Origin of the sequence: Amycolatopsis sp. 3B14 (assembly GCF_050958625.1) — a bacterium.
Classification (GTDB): domain Bacteria; phylum Actinomycetota; class Actinomycetes; order Mycobacteriales; family Pseudonocardiaceae; genus Amycolatopsis_E; species Amycolatopsis_E thermoflava.
Window position 1 is genome coordinate 104,135 of sequence record NZ_JBHZEN010000016.1, and the last position, 15,974, is coordinate 120,108.

Annotated in this window: 17 protein-coding genes; 6 read left to right on the top strand and 11 right to left on the bottom strand. The window is 72.8% G+C overall.

All coding sequences use genetic code 11. The annotated features are described in order from the left end of the window. Positions 1 to 26 precede the first annotated feature (26 nt). On the top strand, positions 27 to 941 hold the full coding sequence (locus ACCP09_RS09035; RefSeq protein ID WP_433744901.1) for an ABC transporter ATP-binding protein: 915 nt from the start codon (positions 27 to 29) through the stop codon (positions 939 to 941). Then, positions 938 to 1,696 carry an ABC transporter permease gene (locus tag ACCP09_RS09040; protein WP_433744904.1) on the top strand — a complete coding sequence of 253 codons (759 nt, stop codon included), beginning with the start codon at positions 938 to 940 and terminating at the stop codon, positions 1,694 to 1,696. The genes ACCP09_RS09035 and ACCP09_RS09040 overlap by 4 nt, the downstream gene beginning before the upstream one ends. A gap of 2 nt (positions 1,697 to 1,698) precedes the next feature. Here the strand turns inward: ACCP09_RS09040 and ACCP09_RS09045 are convergent, their stop codons facing one another. From ACCP09_RS09045 to ACCP09_RS09055, 3 genes are read right to left on the bottom strand one after another with little or no spacing between them, the layout of a single operon-like run. Further along, positions 1,699 to 2,349: a response regulator transcription factor gene (locus tag ACCP09_RS09045; protein ID WP_433744907.1), complete on the bottom strand. Its 651-nt coding sequence runs from the start codon at positions 2,347 to 2,349 to the stop codon at positions 1,699 to 1,701. After that, positions 2,346 to 4,025: a sensor histidine kinase gene (locus ACCP09_RS09050; protein ID WP_433744910.1), complete on the bottom strand. Its 1,680-nt coding sequence runs from the start codon at positions 4,023 to 4,025 to the stop codon at positions 2,346 to 2,348. The genes ACCP09_RS09045 and ACCP09_RS09050 overlap by 4 nt, the downstream gene beginning before the upstream one ends. Positions 4,026 to 4,067: 42 nt before the next feature. Then, positions 4,068 to 4,790 carry a dienelactone hydrolase family protein gene (locus ACCP09_RS09055; protein WP_123683737.1) on the bottom strand — a complete coding sequence of 241 codons (723 nt, stop codon included), beginning with the start codon at positions 4,788 to 4,790 and terminating at the stop codon, positions 4,068 to 4,070. A 27-nt stretch (positions 4,791 to 4,817) separates the two neighbouring features. Between ACCP09_RS09055 and ACCP09_RS09060 the strand changes: the two genes are divergently transcribed. Genes ACCP09_RS09060 through ACCP09_RS09070 form a run of 3 tightly spaced genes read left to right on the top strand, consistent with a single transcriptional unit; the run spans position 4,818 to position 6,039 of the window. Beyond that, a complete protein-coding gene (locus ACCP09_RS09060; RefSeq protein ID WP_027932249.1) occupies positions 4,818 to 5,027 on the top strand; it encodes a hypothetical protein in 210 nt (69 codons plus the stop codon). Further along, positions 5,024 to 5,629, top strand: a complete 606-nt coding sequence (locus ACCP09_RS09065; protein ID WP_123683738.1) for a hypothetical protein — start codon at positions 5,024 to 5,026, stop codon at positions 5,627 to 5,629. The genes ACCP09_RS09060 and ACCP09_RS09065 overlap by 4 nt, the downstream gene beginning before the upstream one ends. Positions 5,630 to 5,682: 53 nt before the next feature. Continuing rightward, positions 5,683 to 6,039 carry a VOC family protein gene (locus ACCP09_RS09070; protein WP_433744914.1) on the top strand — a complete coding sequence of 119 codons (357 nt, stop codon included), beginning with the start codon at positions 5,683 to 5,685 and terminating at the stop codon, positions 6,037 to 6,039. Here ACCP09_RS09070 and ACCP09_RS09075 read toward each other — a convergent pair. The 7 genes from ACCP09_RS09075 to hutH all read right to left on the bottom strand — a co-directional run bounded on the left by ACCP09_RS09075 (position 6,018) and on the right by hutH (position 14,184). Continuing rightward, a complete protein-coding gene (locus tag ACCP09_RS09075; protein WP_027932252.1) occupies positions 6,018 to 6,242 on the bottom strand; it encodes a hypothetical protein in 225 nt (74 codons plus the stop codon). The two genes, ACCP09_RS09070 and ACCP09_RS09075, sit on opposite strands and share 22 nt — an antisense overlap. An 11-nt stretch (positions 6,243 to 6,253) precedes the next feature. Next, the gene (locus ACCP09_RS09080) at positions 6,254 to 7,375 is read right to left on the bottom strand and encodes an inorganic phosphate transporter (RefSeq protein ID WP_123683740.1); all 1,122 of its coding nucleotides are present in this window, start codon (positions 7,373 to 7,375) and stop codon (positions 6,254 to 6,256) included. Between the two features lie 84 nt (positions 7,376 to 7,459). Further along, positions 7,460 to 8,605 carry an imidazolonepropionase gene (hutI, locus tag ACCP09_RS09085; RefSeq protein WP_433744918.1) on the bottom strand — a complete coding sequence of 382 codons (1,146 nt, stop codon included), beginning with the start codon at positions 8,603 to 8,605 and terminating at the stop codon, positions 7,460 to 7,462. Continuing rightward, a complete protein-coding gene (locus ACCP09_RS09090; RefSeq protein WP_433744921.1) occupies positions 8,593 to 9,870 on the bottom strand; it encodes a formimidoylglutamate deiminase in 1,278 nt (425 codons plus the stop codon). The genes hutI and ACCP09_RS09090 overlap by 13 nt, the downstream gene beginning before the upstream one ends. Further along, positions 9,867 to 11,027 carry an allantoate amidohydrolase gene (locus ACCP09_RS09095; protein WP_433744924.1) on the bottom strand — a complete coding sequence of 387 codons (1,161 nt, stop codon included), beginning with the start codon at positions 11,025 to 11,027 and terminating at the stop codon, positions 9,867 to 9,869. The genes ACCP09_RS09090 and ACCP09_RS09095 overlap by 4 nt, the downstream gene beginning before the upstream one ends. Further along, complete coding sequence (gene hutU / locus ACCP09_RS09100) at positions 11,024 to 12,676, bottom strand: urocanate hydratase (protein ID WP_378361868.1); 1,653 nt, start codon at positions 12,674 to 12,676, stop codon at positions 11,024 to 11,026. Before hutU ends, ACCP09_RS09095 begins: the two co-directional genes overlap by 4 nt. After that, on the bottom strand, positions 12,673 to 14,184 hold the full coding sequence (hutH, locus tag ACCP09_RS09105) for a histidine ammonia-lyase (RefSeq protein WP_433744928.1): 1,512 nt from the start codon (positions 14,182 to 14,184) through the stop codon (positions 12,673 to 12,675). Before hutH ends, hutU begins: the two co-directional genes overlap by 4 nt. A 72-nt stretch (positions 14,185 to 14,256) precedes the next feature. On the opposite strand from hutH, the gene ACCP09_RS09110 reads away from it, so the two are divergent. Beyond that, on the top strand, positions 14,257 to 15,030 hold the full coding sequence (locus tag ACCP09_RS09110; RefSeq protein WP_378335218.1) for an IclR family transcriptional regulator: 774 nt from the start codon (positions 14,257 to 14,259) through the stop codon (positions 15,028 to 15,030). Here the strand turns inward: ACCP09_RS09110 and ACCP09_RS09115 are convergent. Next, positions 15,021 to 15,974 carry a helix-turn-helix transcriptional regulator gene (locus ACCP09_RS09115; RefSeq protein ID WP_433744932.1) on the bottom strand — a complete coding sequence of 318 codons (954 nt, stop codon included), beginning with the start codon at positions 15,972 to 15,974 and terminating at the stop codon, positions 15,021 to 15,023. The two genes, ACCP09_RS09110 and ACCP09_RS09115, sit on opposite strands and share 10 nt — an antisense overlap.

A 15,974-nucleotide genomic window follows, 5' to 3' on the forward strand; every position in this document is an offset into this window, starting at 1 on the left:
CGTGTCGGGTTCCTAACGTCGACCCCATGATCACGGTACGCGCGCTGACGAAGCGCTTCGGCGGGAGAACCGCCGTCGACCAGCTCACCTTCGCGGTGCGGCCGGGCACGGTGACCGGGTTCCTCGGCCCGAACGGCGCAGGCAAGTCGACCACGATGCGCATGGTGCTGGGGCTGGACCGCCCGACCTCCGGCGAGGCACTCGTGGACGGCAAGCGGTACGGGGACCTGCGGTGGCCACTGCGCACGGTGGGCGCGCTGCTGGACGCCAAGGCACTCCACCCGGGCCGCTCGGCGGCCAAGCACTTGCTGGCGATGGCGCGCAGCAACGACATCCCGGACCGCCGTGTCGAGGAGGTGCTGGCCACCGTCGGGTTGTCGGACGTCGCGGGGAAGCGGGCCGGCCAGCTCACGCTCGGCATGGGGCAGCGGCTCGGCATCGCCGGGGCGCTGCTCGGTGACCCCGGAGTGCTGCTGTTCGACGAACCGGTGAACGGTCTCGACCCGGACGGGGTCCGCTGGGTGCGGCAGCTGATGCGCTCGCTCGCCGCGGAGGGCCGCACGATCCTGGTCTCCAGCCACCTGATGAGCGAGATGCAACTGACCGCCGACCACCTCCTCGTCATCGGCAAGGGACGCCTGCTGGCCGACGCGCCGCTGGGTGAGCTGCTCGCCGATGGCTCGGTGGTGCGGGCGCGGTGCGCGGAACCGGCGGGCCGTGCGCGCCTGGCCGCCCAGTTGCCCGGCGCGCGGGTCGAGGGCGACTCCGTGCTCGTGACCGGCGCGACCGTGGAGTCGATCGGCGACCTGGCCTTCGAGCTGGGCGTCCGGCTGCACGGGTTGAGCGAGGAGCGGGCGTCACTGGAGCAGGCGTACATGGAACTGACCGCGGACGCGGTCGAGTACGGCGCGGACTTTGCGCGGAAGGCTGGTGTGCGATGACGACGACCGCGGCGATCCGCTCGGAGTGGGTCAAGTTCTGGTCCGTGCGCTCGACGTTCTGGGGCCTGGCCGGAGCGGTGGTGCTGATGCTGGTGTTCGTGCTGCCGTCGGCCACTTCCGTTGCCTACAACCGCGGCACCCAGGAGTCCGCGCCGGATCTGGTGGCGGGCGGGAGCTTCTACCTCGCCGAATTCGCGGTGATCGCGCTGGCGAGCCTGTTCATCGCGGGCGAGTACGCGACGGGCAGCATTCGCGGGACGTTGCAGTGGGTGCCCGTCCGGAGCCGGTTCCTGACCGCGAAGGGCGCGGTGCTGGCTCCGGTGTTGTTCGTGCTCGGCGTGGTGGCCGCGGCGGTGGCGATCGCGGTGGCGACGCCGTTGATGGACGGCTTCGGGCGTGCCGCGTCGACCAGCGAGATCATCCAGGCGTGCGTGGCCAACGGGGCTTTCTTCGCGCTCACCGGTTTGCTCAGCCTCGGGATCGGGACGGCACTGCGCAGCGTGGCGGGCAGCATCACGGTGGCGTTCCTGGTGATGCTGATGACCGCGATGGTGGCCGGTTCGCTGGGGCTCGGGGTCGTGAATTTCATGCCCGGTGTCGCGGGCGCCGCCGCGCTCGTGCCGTCCGGGCAGCCGAACCCGGTCTCCGGGCTGGTCCCGCCGTACCCGTCGTGGGCCGGGCTGCTGATCCTCGCCGCGTGGGCGGCCGCCGCGCTCGCCGCGGGGCACGAAGTGCTGCGGCGCCGGGATGCCTGAACTCATGTGACCAGCCCCGCTTCGTAGGCGATGATCGCCGCCTGGACCCGGTTGCGGACGTCGAGCCTGGCGAGGATCGTGCTGACGTAGGCCTTCACGGTGCCCTCGACCACGAACAGCCGCTCGGCGATGTCCGCATTGGACAGTCCAGCGCCGACGAGAGCGAGCACCTCGCGCTCGCGTGCGGTCAGGACGGTGATGCGGTCCCGGGCCACCGCGGCCCGGGACATGCGGTCGCCGGACAGCTGGGCGATCACCCGCTGCGCGACCTTGGGTGACAGGAAGGCCGCACCGTCGGCGACGGCGCGGACTCCGGCGAGCAGTTCGCGGGGGTCGCCGGACTTCAGCAGGAACCCGCTGGCGCCACCGGCGAGGGCGCGCTCGATGTAGGCGTCCTCGCCGAAGGTGGTCAGCATGATGACGCCGGTGCCGGGCAGCAGGCCGTGGATCTCCTCGGCCGCGGCGAGGCCGTCGAGGCGGGGCATGCGGATGTCGACGAGCGCGACGTCCGGGCGGGTGCGCCGGGCCTGCTCGACGGCCTCCCGGCCGTCCCCCGCCTCGGCGACGACCTCGATGTCGTCGTCCGCGGACAGGATGGCGGCGACGCCGGCCCTGATCATGGCCTCGTCGTCGGCCAGCAGCACACGGATCACGTCGGCACCTCTCCTCGGTCACTGTCGTCGGTCAGGAGTTCTTTGCTCACGAGCCGGTCGCCCGCGAAGCAGAGCCGGTAGGCGTCCAGCCGGAGCTGGGTGATGCTGCGGCCGGTGCCGTAGTACTCGCACGTCAGGCCCGGCGGCGCGGGCTCGCTGACGTGCGGGCCGCGTTGCCGTTGCGGTAGGACGGCAGCGATTTCGGCGCGGACCTGGCCGGGGCGCAGCTGCTCGTAGTCGGCGGGGTCCAGCACGGAGGTCTGCCACTCGTACAGGTAGACCGTGCCCACCAAGCCGAGCAGGCCCGCCATGATCGACGGCGGCACGATCAACGCGGCGAGCAGCCGCCGGCGCACCTCGCGCCGGGCCTGGACGTGCCGGCGGGCGGACTCGGACTGCACGGGCTGGACGGGCGCAGGCGCGGAGGCGTGTGGGAGCCGGGCCACCACCTCGAAACCGCCGTCGAGCGGTCCGGCCCGGAGGGTGCCGCCGAGCAACCGGACGCGCTCCCGCAACCCTTCGAGCCCCTGGCGCCCGGAAACGGTACCCGGCAACGGCCCGGCGGGCGGCGGCCCGTTGCACACCCGGACGACGGTTTCCTGATGTGCGCGGGAGATGGTGACGGCGACCCGCGCCCCGGGGGCGTGCTTGGTCACGTTGGTGAGCGCCTCCTGGACCACGCGGTAGGCGGCGCGCTCGACCATCGGTGGTTCTGCGGTTGGTCCGTCCGAAGAGGACGATTCACTGGGAGCCGGTGGTGGGCTATCGGTGCCCGGAACGGCGCCGCCGCCCGAAGTGGCATCGGCTTGCGGCGGGGCGACCGCTCGCGATGAAGCAGCCTGCGTTGGGGTGCCGGCGCTTTCCCCGGCAACCACCGCCTCTTCCGAAAACTCGATGTCCAGTCCGGACGCCCGCGCGCGCTCGACCAGCGCCGGGACGCCTCCCAGGACCGGGTCGACCGGTGGGGCGTCTTCGCGCAGCAGGCCGATGATCTCGCGCAGCCGCTCGGTGGCCGCGGCGGCGCTTTCGCGCAGTGCCTTGGCTTCCGCGCTCCCCGACATCTCCAGTGCGGCCGCGCGCAGGGCGATCAGGCTCAGTTCGTGGCCCAGCGAGTCGTGCATGTCGCTCGCGATGCGCGCCCGCTCGCGCAGCCGCGCCTCCTCCGCGACGATCCGTTGCCGCAGCTCAAGTTCCTCCGCACGCTGCCACCCGGAGCGCACCAGGTCGTCCCGCGTGCGGATGTACCGGCCAAGCTGCCATGGCAACACCGCGGCGAACAGCATCACCCCGATCACCGCGCCCCAGTCGGCCATGGCGTGCCGTCCGATCGCGAGCGACAGCGGGACGCCGATGCCCCCGACCGTCAGGAACGTCACCAGCGCGGGGCGCACCGACTCCATCCGCCGCCCGGCCAGGCAGGCGAACGGCACCATGAGCAGCACCGGCCACACCGGAACCCGCCCGCCGAAGCTGAACATCATGGCGAGACTCGATGCCACCGCGGCGGTCAGCGACAGCCACGGGCTGCGCCGGGTGGTGGCGACCGCGACCACGATCGCCACCATCCCGCCGATCAGCTCCCACGGCTGGGCGTTGCGCCTGCTCTCGTACAGCAGCAAGGCGACGACCGGCGCCCCGGCGAGCACCTCCGCTGTTCTTCCCCAGAATCTCCCCACGGGAGGGAACGGTACCGACCAAGGTGGAGGGACGGTATCTATCTAAAGACAGGTTTTCGTGGTCACCCGGATGAATTCCAGGACCTGCGGCCAGGAGATCGCGAACGCCTCGGCGTTGACCGGCTCCCCGTGCCGCGTCTTGTTGGCGAAGCCGTGCTCGGCGGCCGGGTACACGTGGATCAGGCTCGGGCCGGTGTCCCGCGCCTGCAACGCCGACTGCAGCTCGTCGAAGCGCGAGCGCGGGACCAGTTCGTCGGCCGTCGGGTACATCGTCATCACCGGCGCCGTGATCAGCCCGGCGTGGGCGATCGCGTCCATCGTGTGGTTCGGCGGCGTCTCCCCCGGCACCGTCGGGTGGTAGGCCACGACGTTCGCCACGCGGTGATCCTTGCCACCCAGGATCAGGGCGAACCGCCCGCCGAGGCACCACCCGATGACGCCCGCCTTGACGCAGCCCAGCTCGCCGAGGAGGTGGTCCAGCAGCTGCGTCTGCTCGTCCAGCGCGACCGCGTCGTCGAGTTCGGGCATCTTCGCCAGCAGGTCAGGAATCGACGTGTCGTCGCTGCTCGGGCCGTGGAACGGGTCCCACACCAGCGCGGTGACTCCGATCGCGGCGATCGCCTCGGCCCACTCGCGCAACTGCTCGCCGATGCCGGTGACCATCGGCAACAGCAGCATCCCGGACTCGCTGCCGCCGGCAGGCCGCGCGAGGTAGGCGTTGAGGCCGTTGACGGTGAGCCGTGACGTTTCGATGTCCTGTGTCATGCCGCGACATTAGGCATGATGATCGGCATGGCCGAACGCACCCTGGCCGAGCAGCTCGGCGCCGAACCGCCCGCGGGCGTCGCCGCACTGGACCCGGCCCACCAGCAGGACCTCGCCGACGCCGTGCGCGCCGCCCGGCGCCGCCAGGCGGCGGCGCTGGCCAAGGCGGGCAACGACGCGCTTAAGTTCGTGCCCGCCCTGCTGCGGCCCGCCGTCCGGAAGGCCGTCGGCCTGTGACGCCCCAGGAAGCGGAGATCCGCAAGCTCGCCCGCGTGCTCGGAGTCGGTGCGGAACGCCTCGGCTACCTCGCCGATGTGCCGGTCGAGGACCTCCGTGAGCTGCGGGAACGCGCGACGACGGTGCTGTTCGACGCGCACCTGGGCGTGCTGGAGCGGATGGCAGGCGCGAGCAAGCTGCTGCCCATCCCGGTGCTGGCCAAGATGGCCGAGCGGGTGTTCGGGCCGCTGCTCGCCGCGCGCATCGCGGGGCTGGTGGAACCCTCCCGCGGAGCGGAGATCGCCGGGCGGCTGTCCCCGGCTTTCCTCGCCGACGTGGCCGCCGAGCTGGACCCGCGGCGGGCGCACGGGATCATCGCGAAGCTGCCCGCGGGGGTGGTCGTGGCGGTCGCGCGCGAGCTGAGCAGGCGGCGGGACTGGATCACCATCGCCCGGTTCGTCGACCACCTGCCGGACGCGACGATCGTGACCAGCCTGGAGTTCATCCCGGACGCCGCGTTGCCCGAGGTCGCCGCGCTGCTCGACGACCCGGCCAGGATCACCAAGGTGCGCGACCTGCTGCCGCCGGAGCGGCTGGCCGCGCTGCCGGACCACCTGCGCTGACCGTTCCCATTCGTCCAAGCCGGCGGCCCTCCGCGGGCGCGACCATGGACGGCATGATCCAGCGGATAGTGCCTTACCTCACCACCACGGACCCCGCCCCGGTGCGGGACTTCTACGTCGGCGTCCTCGGCCTCGAGGTGGCCATGGAGGACCCGGTGCTCAACCTGCGCTCGCCCGGCAACCCGGCCGCGCAGATCATCGTCCAGCGGCCCGGGTCGCCCGAACCGCGCTTCGGCGTCGACGTGGGAACTCCGGACGCCGTCGACGCGGCCCACGCCGAAGCCGTCGCCCGGGGCCTGCGCGTCGTCTACCCGCTCACCGACGAGTCGTGGGGTGTGCGGCGCTTCTTCGTCGCCGATCCGAGCGGCTCAGTGGTGAACGTGCTCGCTCACGCCGCGACGATGAGGTAGATGCCGTAGAGCACGACGGCCGCGCACGCGGCGAAGCACACGCCCGCCGTCACCGCCCCCGCCGTGCCGCTCGCGCCCGTCTCCCTGGCGTCGGCGCGGGCGGCGACACCGCGGACGCCGACCGCGAACAGCCCGGTCACCACGGCCACCGCCGCCAGTGCCGTCACGAACACGCTGCCGAGCGCAGCCCAGTCGATGTGCACGGAAAGCCTCCTCAGACCGCCACGGGAACGGCTTGCTCGGGCTCGGCCACGGACTGCGGCGTCACCGGGTTGCGCCGCGACCACAGCCAGATGCCGAGCGCCGCGGCGACCAGCACCAGGCCGACGACCACGGTGCCGACGGTGCCCATGGTCGCGACTTTCGCCGCGACCGCGCCGACGGCGGCCGCGGCGGGCAGGGTCAGCAGCCACGCCAGCGCCATCCGGCCCGCGACGCTCCAGCGCACCTCGGCCAGCCGTCGTCCGACGCCGGATCCGATGATGCCGCCCGAGCAGACGTGGGTGGTGGACAGCGCGAACCCGAGGTGCGAGGACGCCAGGATCGTGGCGGCCGCGCTGGTCTCGGCGGCGAACCCCTGGGGTGTCTGCACGTCGGTGATCTTGCGGCCCATCGTGTGGATGATCCGCCAGCCGCCCATGTAGGTGCCCAGCGCGATCGCCAGCCCGGCGCTGAGCACGACCCACAGCGGCGGCCCGGACCCGGCGGCCAGCGCGCCGGAGGAGATCAGCGTGAGCGTGATGACCCCCATCGTCTTCTGCGCGTCGTTCGTGCCGTGCGCGAGTGAGACCAGCGACGCCGACAGCACCTGCGCGCGCTTGAACGACTTGCTCACCACGTCCTGCCGCACCTTCGCGGTGATCCGGTAGACGAGGTAGGTGCCGACGATCGCGACCAGCCCGGCCACCAGCGGCGAGGCCACCGCGGGGATCAGGACCTTCTGCACGACCTGCGCGAAGTGCACCGCGTCGGCCCCGGAGGCGACCCAGGTGGCGCCGATCAGGCCGCCGAACAGGGCGTGTGAGGAGCTGGACGGCAGGCCGACCAGCCAGGTCACCAGGTTCCACAGGATCGCGCCGACGAGTCCGGCGAAGACGACCACGGGGGTGACCTTCGCGTCGTCGACGATGCCGCCGGAGATGGTTCTGGCGACCTCGACCGACAGGAACGCGCCGATCAGGTTGAGGATGGCGGAGATCGTGACCGCGACCTTGGGTTTCAAGGCGCCGGTCGCGATGGAGGTGGCCATGGCGTTGGCGGTGTCGTGGAAACCGTTGGTGAAGTCGAAGGCCAATGCGGCGACGATGACCACCAGGACGATCAGCGAGAGGTCCACACCTCCCACGGTACCTTTCGGGTGAACGATCACCCACCTCGGCCGACGAACTCGCGGTGAACCGTGACCTCGGAGTGATTTGCCTTACGCCACACGGGAACCGCGTTGCCAGACCCGCCAGGTCAGGGGCACGCCGGGCCGGTAGGCGAGGTGCGTCCGGGACGGCGCGTCGAGCACGTGCAGGTCGGCTCGCGCGCCCGGCCGGAGCACGCCGACGTCGGTGCGGCGGAGGGCCCGCGCCCCGCCGAGAGTCGCCGCACGCACCGCCTCTTCCACGGACAGGCCCATCTGCAGGACGGCCGTTGCCACGCAGAAGCCCATCGACGTGGTGTACGAACTGCCCGGATTCGCGTTGGTGGCCAGTGCCACCGTCGCTCCCGCGTCGAGCAGCCTGCGGGCGGGCGCGAGCGGTTGGCGGGTGGACAGGTCGCAGGCGGGCAACAGGGTCGCGACGGTGTCCGACGACGCGAGGGCCTCGACATCCGAGTCGGACAAATGGGAGCAATGGTCGACACTGGCCGCGCCCATCCGGACCGCGAGCCGCACCCCCGGCCCGGCGCCGAGCTGGTTGCCGTGCACCCGCAGACCGAGGCCGCGCCGCGCGGCGGCGCGCAGGACCCGCTCCGACTGGACCTCGTCGAACGCGCCCGTCTCGCAGAACACGTCCGCCCAGCGCACCGACCCCGCCACGGCGTCCAGCATCTCCCCGCAGACAAGATCCACATAGGACTCCGCGTCCGCGCCGGGCGGCACCAGGTGGGCGCCGAGGAAGGTGACCTCGTCGGCGACCGCGGCGGCGATGCGGGCGGCGCGGACCTCGTCGGCCACGGTCAGCCCGTAGCCGGTCTTGGTCTCCAGGCAGGTCGTGCCCTGGCGCACGGCCTCGGACAGGTGCCGCCGCAGGTTGGCGGTCAGTTCCGCGTCGCTGGCCGCGCGGGTCGCGTCCACCGTGACCGCGATGCCGCCCGCGGAGTACGGCTGACCGGCCATCCTGGCCTCGAACTCGGCGGTGCGGTCGCCGGCGAACACGAGGTGCGTGTGGCTGTCGACCCAGCCAGGCAGCGCGGCGCGGCCCTCGACGTCGATCCGCTCGTCGGCGTCCGGCGCGGCCGGGGCGGGGCCGACCCAGGCGATGGCGGGACCGTCGAAGACGATCGCGGCGCCGGTGAGCGTGCCGAGTTCGTCGTCGTTCGTGGTCAGCTCGCCGATGCCGGTGATCAGGACTGCCACAGCGCCGCCACCTCCTGAGCCAGCACCGCCGCCGGGCGGTCGGCCAGCTGGTGCGCCCGGTCCCGCACGATCCACCGGCCGCCGACCAGGACGTCCGTCACGTCAGCAGCCGATGCGGCGAACACGGCGCCTGCCGGCTCGGTTCCCGCCGTGCGGACCGAGTCCAGCGCGACGACGACCAGGTCGGCGGGCTCCCCCGCGGCCAGCCGCCCACCGTCGCGTCCGATCGCGGCGTGGTCGGTGCCCGCGGCCACCAGTTCGGCGGCGCCGAAGCGCCCGCGCTCCTCCGACGCGAGCCGTTCGTGCAGTTCGAGCGCGCGCAGCTCCTCGAACGGGTCGATCACGGCCTGGCTGTCGCTGCCGAGGCTCAGCCGGACGCCCGCATCCGCCAAACGACGTGCCTCGCCGATGCCGTCGCCGAGGTCGCGTTCCGTGGTCGGGCAGAAGCAGACCTGCGACAGCAGTCCGAGGTCCGTGGCCGTCAGGTGGGTGCCGTGCACCGCGACGGTGTGCGGGCCCAGGACGCCGGCGCGATCGAGCAGTTCGGCCGGGGTGCAGCCGTGGTGTGCGAGGCAGTCCTCGTTCTCGGCGCGTTGTTCGGACAGGTGGACGTGCAACGGGCCGTCCCAGCCGGCGAAGAACGGCAGCTGCTCGGCCGGGACCGCCCGTACGGAGTGCACGGCCGCCCCGACCAGCGCCGAATCCGGTTTCAGGGCGGCCACGCGCGTGGCCCAGCCGTCCACGTCCCCGTCGCCGAACCGCAGTTGCACGCCGGACAACTCGCGCCCGAAGCCGCCGGTGAGGTAGCAGGCGTCCAGCAGGGTGAGCCGGATGCCCGCGTCCTCGGCCGCCTGGACCAGGGCGTGGCCCATCGCGTTCGGGTCGGCGTAGCGGCGCCCGCCCGGCGCATGGTGGAGGTAGTGGAACTCGCCCACCGCCGTGTACCCGGCGAGCGCCATCTCGGCGTAGACGGCCCGCGCGAGCCGGTGGTAGGAGTCCGGGTCGAGCCGCTCGGCCAGCGCGTACATCCGCTCGCGCCAGGTCCAGAACGTGCCGCGCCCGTGGTGCGTCCGGCCACGCAGAGCCCGGTGGAACGCGTGCGAGTGCCCGTTGGCGAAACCGGGCAGCACGAGCCCGGGCAGTGTGCGTCCCTCGCGTGGCGCGCCGGGGGTGACTTCGGTGAAGACGCCGTCGGTGATCTGCAAGCGCACCGCGGATGCGACGCCGTCCGGCAGCCACGCATGCTCGGCCCACAAGGTCGTCATGTCGACAACGCCTCCAGCACCCGGGTGAGCGCGACCACGCCCTCCTCGACGTCGGCGTCCTCGGCGAACTCCTCCGGCGCGTGGCTGATCCCAGTCGGGTTGCGCACGTAGAGCATCGCGGTCGGCGCGTGCGCGGCCAGGATCGCGGCGTCGTGCCCGGCGCCGGTGGGCAACTCGGGAGCGTTCAGCAGGCCGGTCAGGCGGTCGCGCAGCGCGGCGTCGAACGTGACGGTGCCGCCGTAGGACTCTTCGGTGACGGTGACCGCGCACCCTTCCGCGGCCGCGGCCCGCTGGGCCGCCTCGGTCAGCTCGGCCACCACGTCGCGGCTGTTGCCGCGGGCGTCCAGCCACAGGTCCACGGTGGACGGGATGACGTTCGTCCCGCCCGGGCGCGGCACGAGCCGGCCCACTGTGGCCCGTGCGTCCATTGTGGATGCGATTTTACGGGCCGCCAGCACGGTTTCCGCGGCAGGCAACATCGGGTCCCGGCGATCGCGCAGAATTGTCGTACCCGCGTGGTTCCCTTGTCCGGTGAACGAGAACCGCCACCGCCCGTGCTCCAGGACCGTGCTGCCGACGCCCACCGGCACGTCCAGCGCCCGCCCCTGCTCGACGTGCAGTTCGACGAACGTGCCGATGCGGCCGAGGGCAACGTCGTCGCGCCCCAAGTGCCGCGGATCCACACCCGCCTCCGCGGCTGCCTCGGCGAGCGTCGTCCCGTCCGGATCGCGCAGAGCCCGCGCCCGGTCCGGGTCGAGGGCGCCGGTCAGCAGCCGTGAGCCGAGGCAGGGCACGCCGAACCGGCCGCCCTCCTCCTCGGCGAAGACGACCACCGCGAACGGCTTCGTGGGGCGGAAACCGTTGTCCTGCAACCGGGAGACGGCCGCCAGCGCGCTGACCACGCCGAGCGGTCCGTCGAAAGCGCCGCCGCCGGGCACCGAGTCGAGGTGGCTGCCGGTCACCAGCGCGTCCGGCCCCGGCGCGCCCCACCACGCCCACAGGTTCCCGTTGCGGTCGGTCTCGACGTCCAGCCCGCGCCGCCCGGCCTCCTCCCGGAACCACTCGCGCATCTCGGTCTCGGCGCGGTCGAACCCGTGGCGCGCGTATCCGCCGCCGGGGGCACGGCCGACATCGGCGAGATCGTCGAGCAGGCTCACGCCTCCTCCCGCATCGGCACGCGCACGCCACGGTCCCGCGCCACCTCGGCCGCACGCTCGTACCCGGCATCGACATGCCGGATCACGCCCATGCCGGGGTCGTTGGTCAGCACCCGTTCGATCTTCTGCGCGGCCAGCGGCGTGCCGTCGGCCACGCACACCTGACCCGCGTGGATCGAGCGGCCCATGCCGACGCCCCCGCCGTGGTGCAGCGACACCCAGCTGGCGCCGGAGGCGGTGTTGACCAGCGCGTTGAGCAGTGGCCAGTCGGCGATGGCGTCCGAGCCGTCGGCCATCGCCTCGGTCTCGCGATACGGGGAGGCCACGCTGCCGGCGTCGAGGTGGTCGCGGCCGATCACCACCGGCGCGCTCAGCTCACCGGAAGCCACCATCTCGTTGAACCGCAGCCCGGCGAGGTGCCGTTCGCCGTAGCCGAGCCAGCAGATGCGTGCCGGAAGCCCTTGATACGCCACGCGTTCGCCGGCCAGCCGGATCCACCGGGTGAGGGTCTCGTTGTCCCCGAACAGGTCGAGGACGGCGCGGTCGGTCGCGGCGATGTCCGCCGGGTCGCCGGAGAGCGCGGCCCAACGGAACGGTCCCTTGCCCTCGCAGAACAACGGACGGATGTAGGCGGGCACGAAACCCGGGTAGTCGAAGGCCCGCTCGCAGCCGCCGAGTTTCGCCTCACCACGTAAGGAGTTGCCGTAGTCGAACACTTCAGCACCGGCGTCCAGGAAACCGAGCATCGCGCCCACGTGCTCGGCCATCGACTCGCGCGAGCGGTCGGTGAACTCGTCGGGCTTCGCGGACGCGTAGTCGTGCCAGTCGGCGACGTCGACGCCGATCGGCAGGTAGGCGAGCGGGTCGTGTGCGGAGGTCTGGTCGGTCACGATGTCCGCCTCGAGCCCGCGGCGCAGCAGGTCGGGCAGCACCTCGGCGGCGTTGCCGATCACGCCGACCGACACGGCCTCGCCGGCCTTCTTCGCCTCGGCGACCCGGCGCACGGCGGCGTCCACATCGGACGCGAGTTCGTCGAGGTACCGGGTCTCCAGGCGACGGCGGGCTCGGGCGGCGTCGCATTCGACGACGAGCGCGGTGCCACCGTTCATGGTGATCGCGAGCGGTTGCGCGCCACCCATGCCGCCCAGCCCGGCGGTCACCGTGAGCGTGCCCCGCAGCGTGCCGCCGAACCGCTTCTCCGCCACGGCGGCGAACGTTTCGTAGGTGCCCTGCAGGATGCCCTGCGTGCCGATGTAGATCCAGGACCCGGCGGTCATCTGCCCGTACATCGTCAGGCCGAGCTTCTCCAGCCGACGGAACTCGGGCCAGGTCGCCCAGTCCCCGACCAGGTTCGAGTTCGCGATCAGCACGCGGGGGGCCCACTCGTGCGTGCGGAACACACCGACCGGCTTGCCGGACTGCACCAGCAGGGTCTCGTCCTGCTCGAGCCCGGTGAGGCAGCGGGTGATCGCGTCGAAGCTCGCCCAGTCGCGGGCGGCCTTGCCGGTGCCGCCGTAGACGACCAGGTCCTGCGGGCGCTCGGCGACCTCGGGGTCGAGGTTGTTGTGCAGCATCCGCATCGCGGCTTCGGTCTGCCAGTTCTTGGCCGTCAGCGTGGTCCCGCGGGCGGCCCGGACGGTGCGGCTCATGCTTCCTCCAGTGCGGTGACGGCGGCTCCCGAACGGACGAGTTCCTCGGCGGCCGCGATTTCCGGGGCGAGGTGGCGGTCCGGTCCCGGCGGTGCGACGCGTTCCCGGAGCAGGTCGCGCACCGCGGCGGTGACCGGCGCGGGGCGCAGGGGTGCGCGGAAGTCGAGCGCGCGGGCGGCGGTCAGCAGTTCGATCGCCAGCACCGAGGTCAGCCCGTCGACCGCGCGGCGCAGCTTCCGGGCCGCGGCCCAGCCCATCGAGACGTGGTCCTCCTGCATGGCGCTGCTGGGGATCGAGTCGACCGACGCCGGGACGGCCAGCCGCTTCAGCTCGCTCACGATCGCGGCCTGCGTGTACTGGGCGATCATGTGGCCGGAGTCGACGCCCGGGTCGTCGGCGAGGAACGCGGGCAGACCGTGCGAGCGGGACACGTCGAGCATCCGGTCGGTGCGGCGCTCGGCGATGCTCGCCACATCCGCAACCGGGATGGCAAGGAAGTCCAGCACGTAGGCCAGCGGCGCGCCGTGGAAGTTTCCGTTCGACTCGACCCGGCCGTCGGCGAGGACGACCGGGTTGTCGATGGCGGCGGCGAGTTCCCGATCGGCGACCAGCTCGGCGTGCGCGACGGTGTCCCGGGCCGCGCCGTGCACCTGGGGCGCGCAGCGCAGCGAGTAGGCGTCCTGCACCCGGGTGCACTCCGGTCCGCGATGGCTGGCGACGATCTCCGAATCCGCGAGCGCGGCGAACATCCGGCGCGCGGAGCGGGCCTGCCCGGGGTGCGGGCGCAGCTCCTGCAGGTCGGCCGCGAACGCCCGGTCGGTGCCGAGGAGGGCCTCGACGCTCATCGCGGCCGTGAGGTCGGCGGTGTCGAGCAGGCGGTTCAGGTCGTCCAGGGCGAGGACGAGCATGCCGAGCATCCCGTCGGTGCCGTTGGTGAGGGCCAGTCCCTCCTTCTCGGCGAGGGTCACCGGCGCGATCCCGGCCTCGGCGAGGGCCTGCGCGGCGGGACGGCCGTCGAGCACCTCGCCCTCGCCCATCATCGCCAGCGCGACGGCCGCGAGCGGCGCGAGGTCGCCCGAGCAGCCGAGCGAGCCGTATTCGTGGACGACCGGGACGATGCCCGCGTTGAGCATGGCGGCCAGCGCGTCCGCGGTCGCCGGGCGGACGCCGGTGTGCCCGGAGGCGAGGGTGCGCAGGCGCAAGAGCATGAGGGCGCGCACGACCTCCGCCTCGACGGCGGGACCGGTGCCGGCGGTGTGCGAGCGAATCAGGGAGCGCTGCAGTGCGGTGCGGCGGTCGGGCGGGATGTGCCGGATCGCGAGTGCGCCGAAGCCGGTGGAGATGCCGTAGGTCGGCTGGTCGGCGTCGGCGAGGGCGTCGATGTGGCGGCGGGTCTCGCCGAGCGTCTTGCGGACCTCGTCGGCGAGCTCGACCGTGGCGCCGTGCCGCGCGACGGCGACGACCTGCTGCCGGTCGAGTGGCCCGGAGTCCAACCGCACTGTGCTCATGTCGTCATTGCACTCCGCCGCGGGAGCGGCCGGTGGTCCCCGCGGGGTGGTTGTGTCTGGTATCCCAGACAGATGACGGATGTCCCCGCTCTGCGCCGTGGTCTGGCGGTGTTGCGGGTGCTGGCGGCGCGGCCGGGGCCGATCTCGGCCGCCGCGATCGCGCGTGAGCTGGACCTGCCGCGGTCGACGACGTACCACCTGCTGGCGGAGCTGGAGGCGGCGGGTTTCGTGGTGCACCTGGCGGCCGAGCGCCGGTACGGGCTGGGGATCGCCGCATTCGAGCTGGGTTCGGCGTACTTGCGGCACGATCCGCTGGAGCGGCTGGCGGCGCCGTTGTTGCGGAAGCTGGCCGACCGGGTGGGGCACACCGCGCAGCTGGGGGTGCTGCACGGCAACGAGTTGCTGTACCTGCTGAAGGAGCGCCCGTCGGCGCCAGAGACGCTGGTGACAGACGTGGGTGTCCGGTTGCCCGCGCACCTGCCGGCGAGCGGCCAGGTGTTGCTGGCCTACCTGCCGCACGCGCACGTCCGGGCGCTGTACCCGCGCTCGTTCGTCACGCGCACCGGCCGGGGCCCCACGTCGCCTGCCGAACTGCGGCAGGCGCTGGCCGCAGTGCGATCACGCGGCTGGGCAGTGGAGGACGGCCAGGTGACCGCCGATTTCGCCTCGGTGGCGCACGCGGTCTTCGACCACAACGGGCGCCCGCTGGCGTCGGTGGCGGTGACGTTCCGGCACGTCTGCCCGGCGGGTTGCGGGGAGACCTGGCCCGGACTGGCCGAGGAGGTCCGGGGCACGGCCGCGGCCCTGACCAGGCAGATCGGCGGCCGCGCACCCGGTCAGCCGTAGAGCCCGCTCATCGCGCTCAGGGTCGCGACGATCCGCTCACGGAGTTCGAGGGGAGCCAGGACCTCCGCGTCGGCGCCGAGTTTCAGGAGTTCCGGGAGGGCCCATTCCACCGACTCGATCGGGATCCTGACCTCGGTCCACCCGTCCGCGCCGGGTTCGTCTGCCGGGATGGCCGGCGCGAGCAGGCCGGAGAGTCGCTCGAGGCCGTGCCCGGAGAGCCGGACGACGGCGACATCCCGGTGCCGCCGACGATCGAACTGGTCGAGGTAGGTGTCCCAGTACTCGGCCAATCGGAAGCCGGATGCCCGCTCGAAGGTGCCGGGGAGCACCTCCGTGCTCAGAATCCGGGCGACCCGATAGGTGCGGAACTGCCCGTCGCGCCTGGCGACGAGGTACCACCGGCCCGCCTTGAGGACGAGCCCGTGAGGCTCGACGACGCGGCTGGTCTCGTGCGGCTCCGCCCAGCGCAGGTATCGGATGCGCGCCGGGTGCCGGTTCCACACGGCTCCGGCGATCGCGGCGAGGTGAGGTGTGTCGTCGGCGTCCTGGTACCAGGACGGGGCGTCGAGGTGGAACCGTTCGGCGATGCGGCTCACGCGGTCGCGGAGCCCCGCCGGCAGGGCGGCCTTGAGCTTGAGCTGCGCCGTGGTCACGGCGGCCGCCAGCCCCAGCTCGGCGGCGGCCGACGGCACCCCGGTGAGGAACAGCGATTCCGCTTCGGCGCCGGTGAGGCCGGTGAGGCGGGTCTGGTAGCCGTCGAGCAGCCGGTAGCCCCCGTCGTGACCGGGCTCCCCGTACACCGGCACACCGGCCGCGCCGAGCGATTCGACATCGCGGTAGACGGTGCGGACCGAGACCTCGAGCTCGTCCGCGAGCTCCCGCGCGGTCATCGTCCCGCGCGCCTGCAGAAGCAACAGCATCGACATCAGACGACTCGCGCGCAT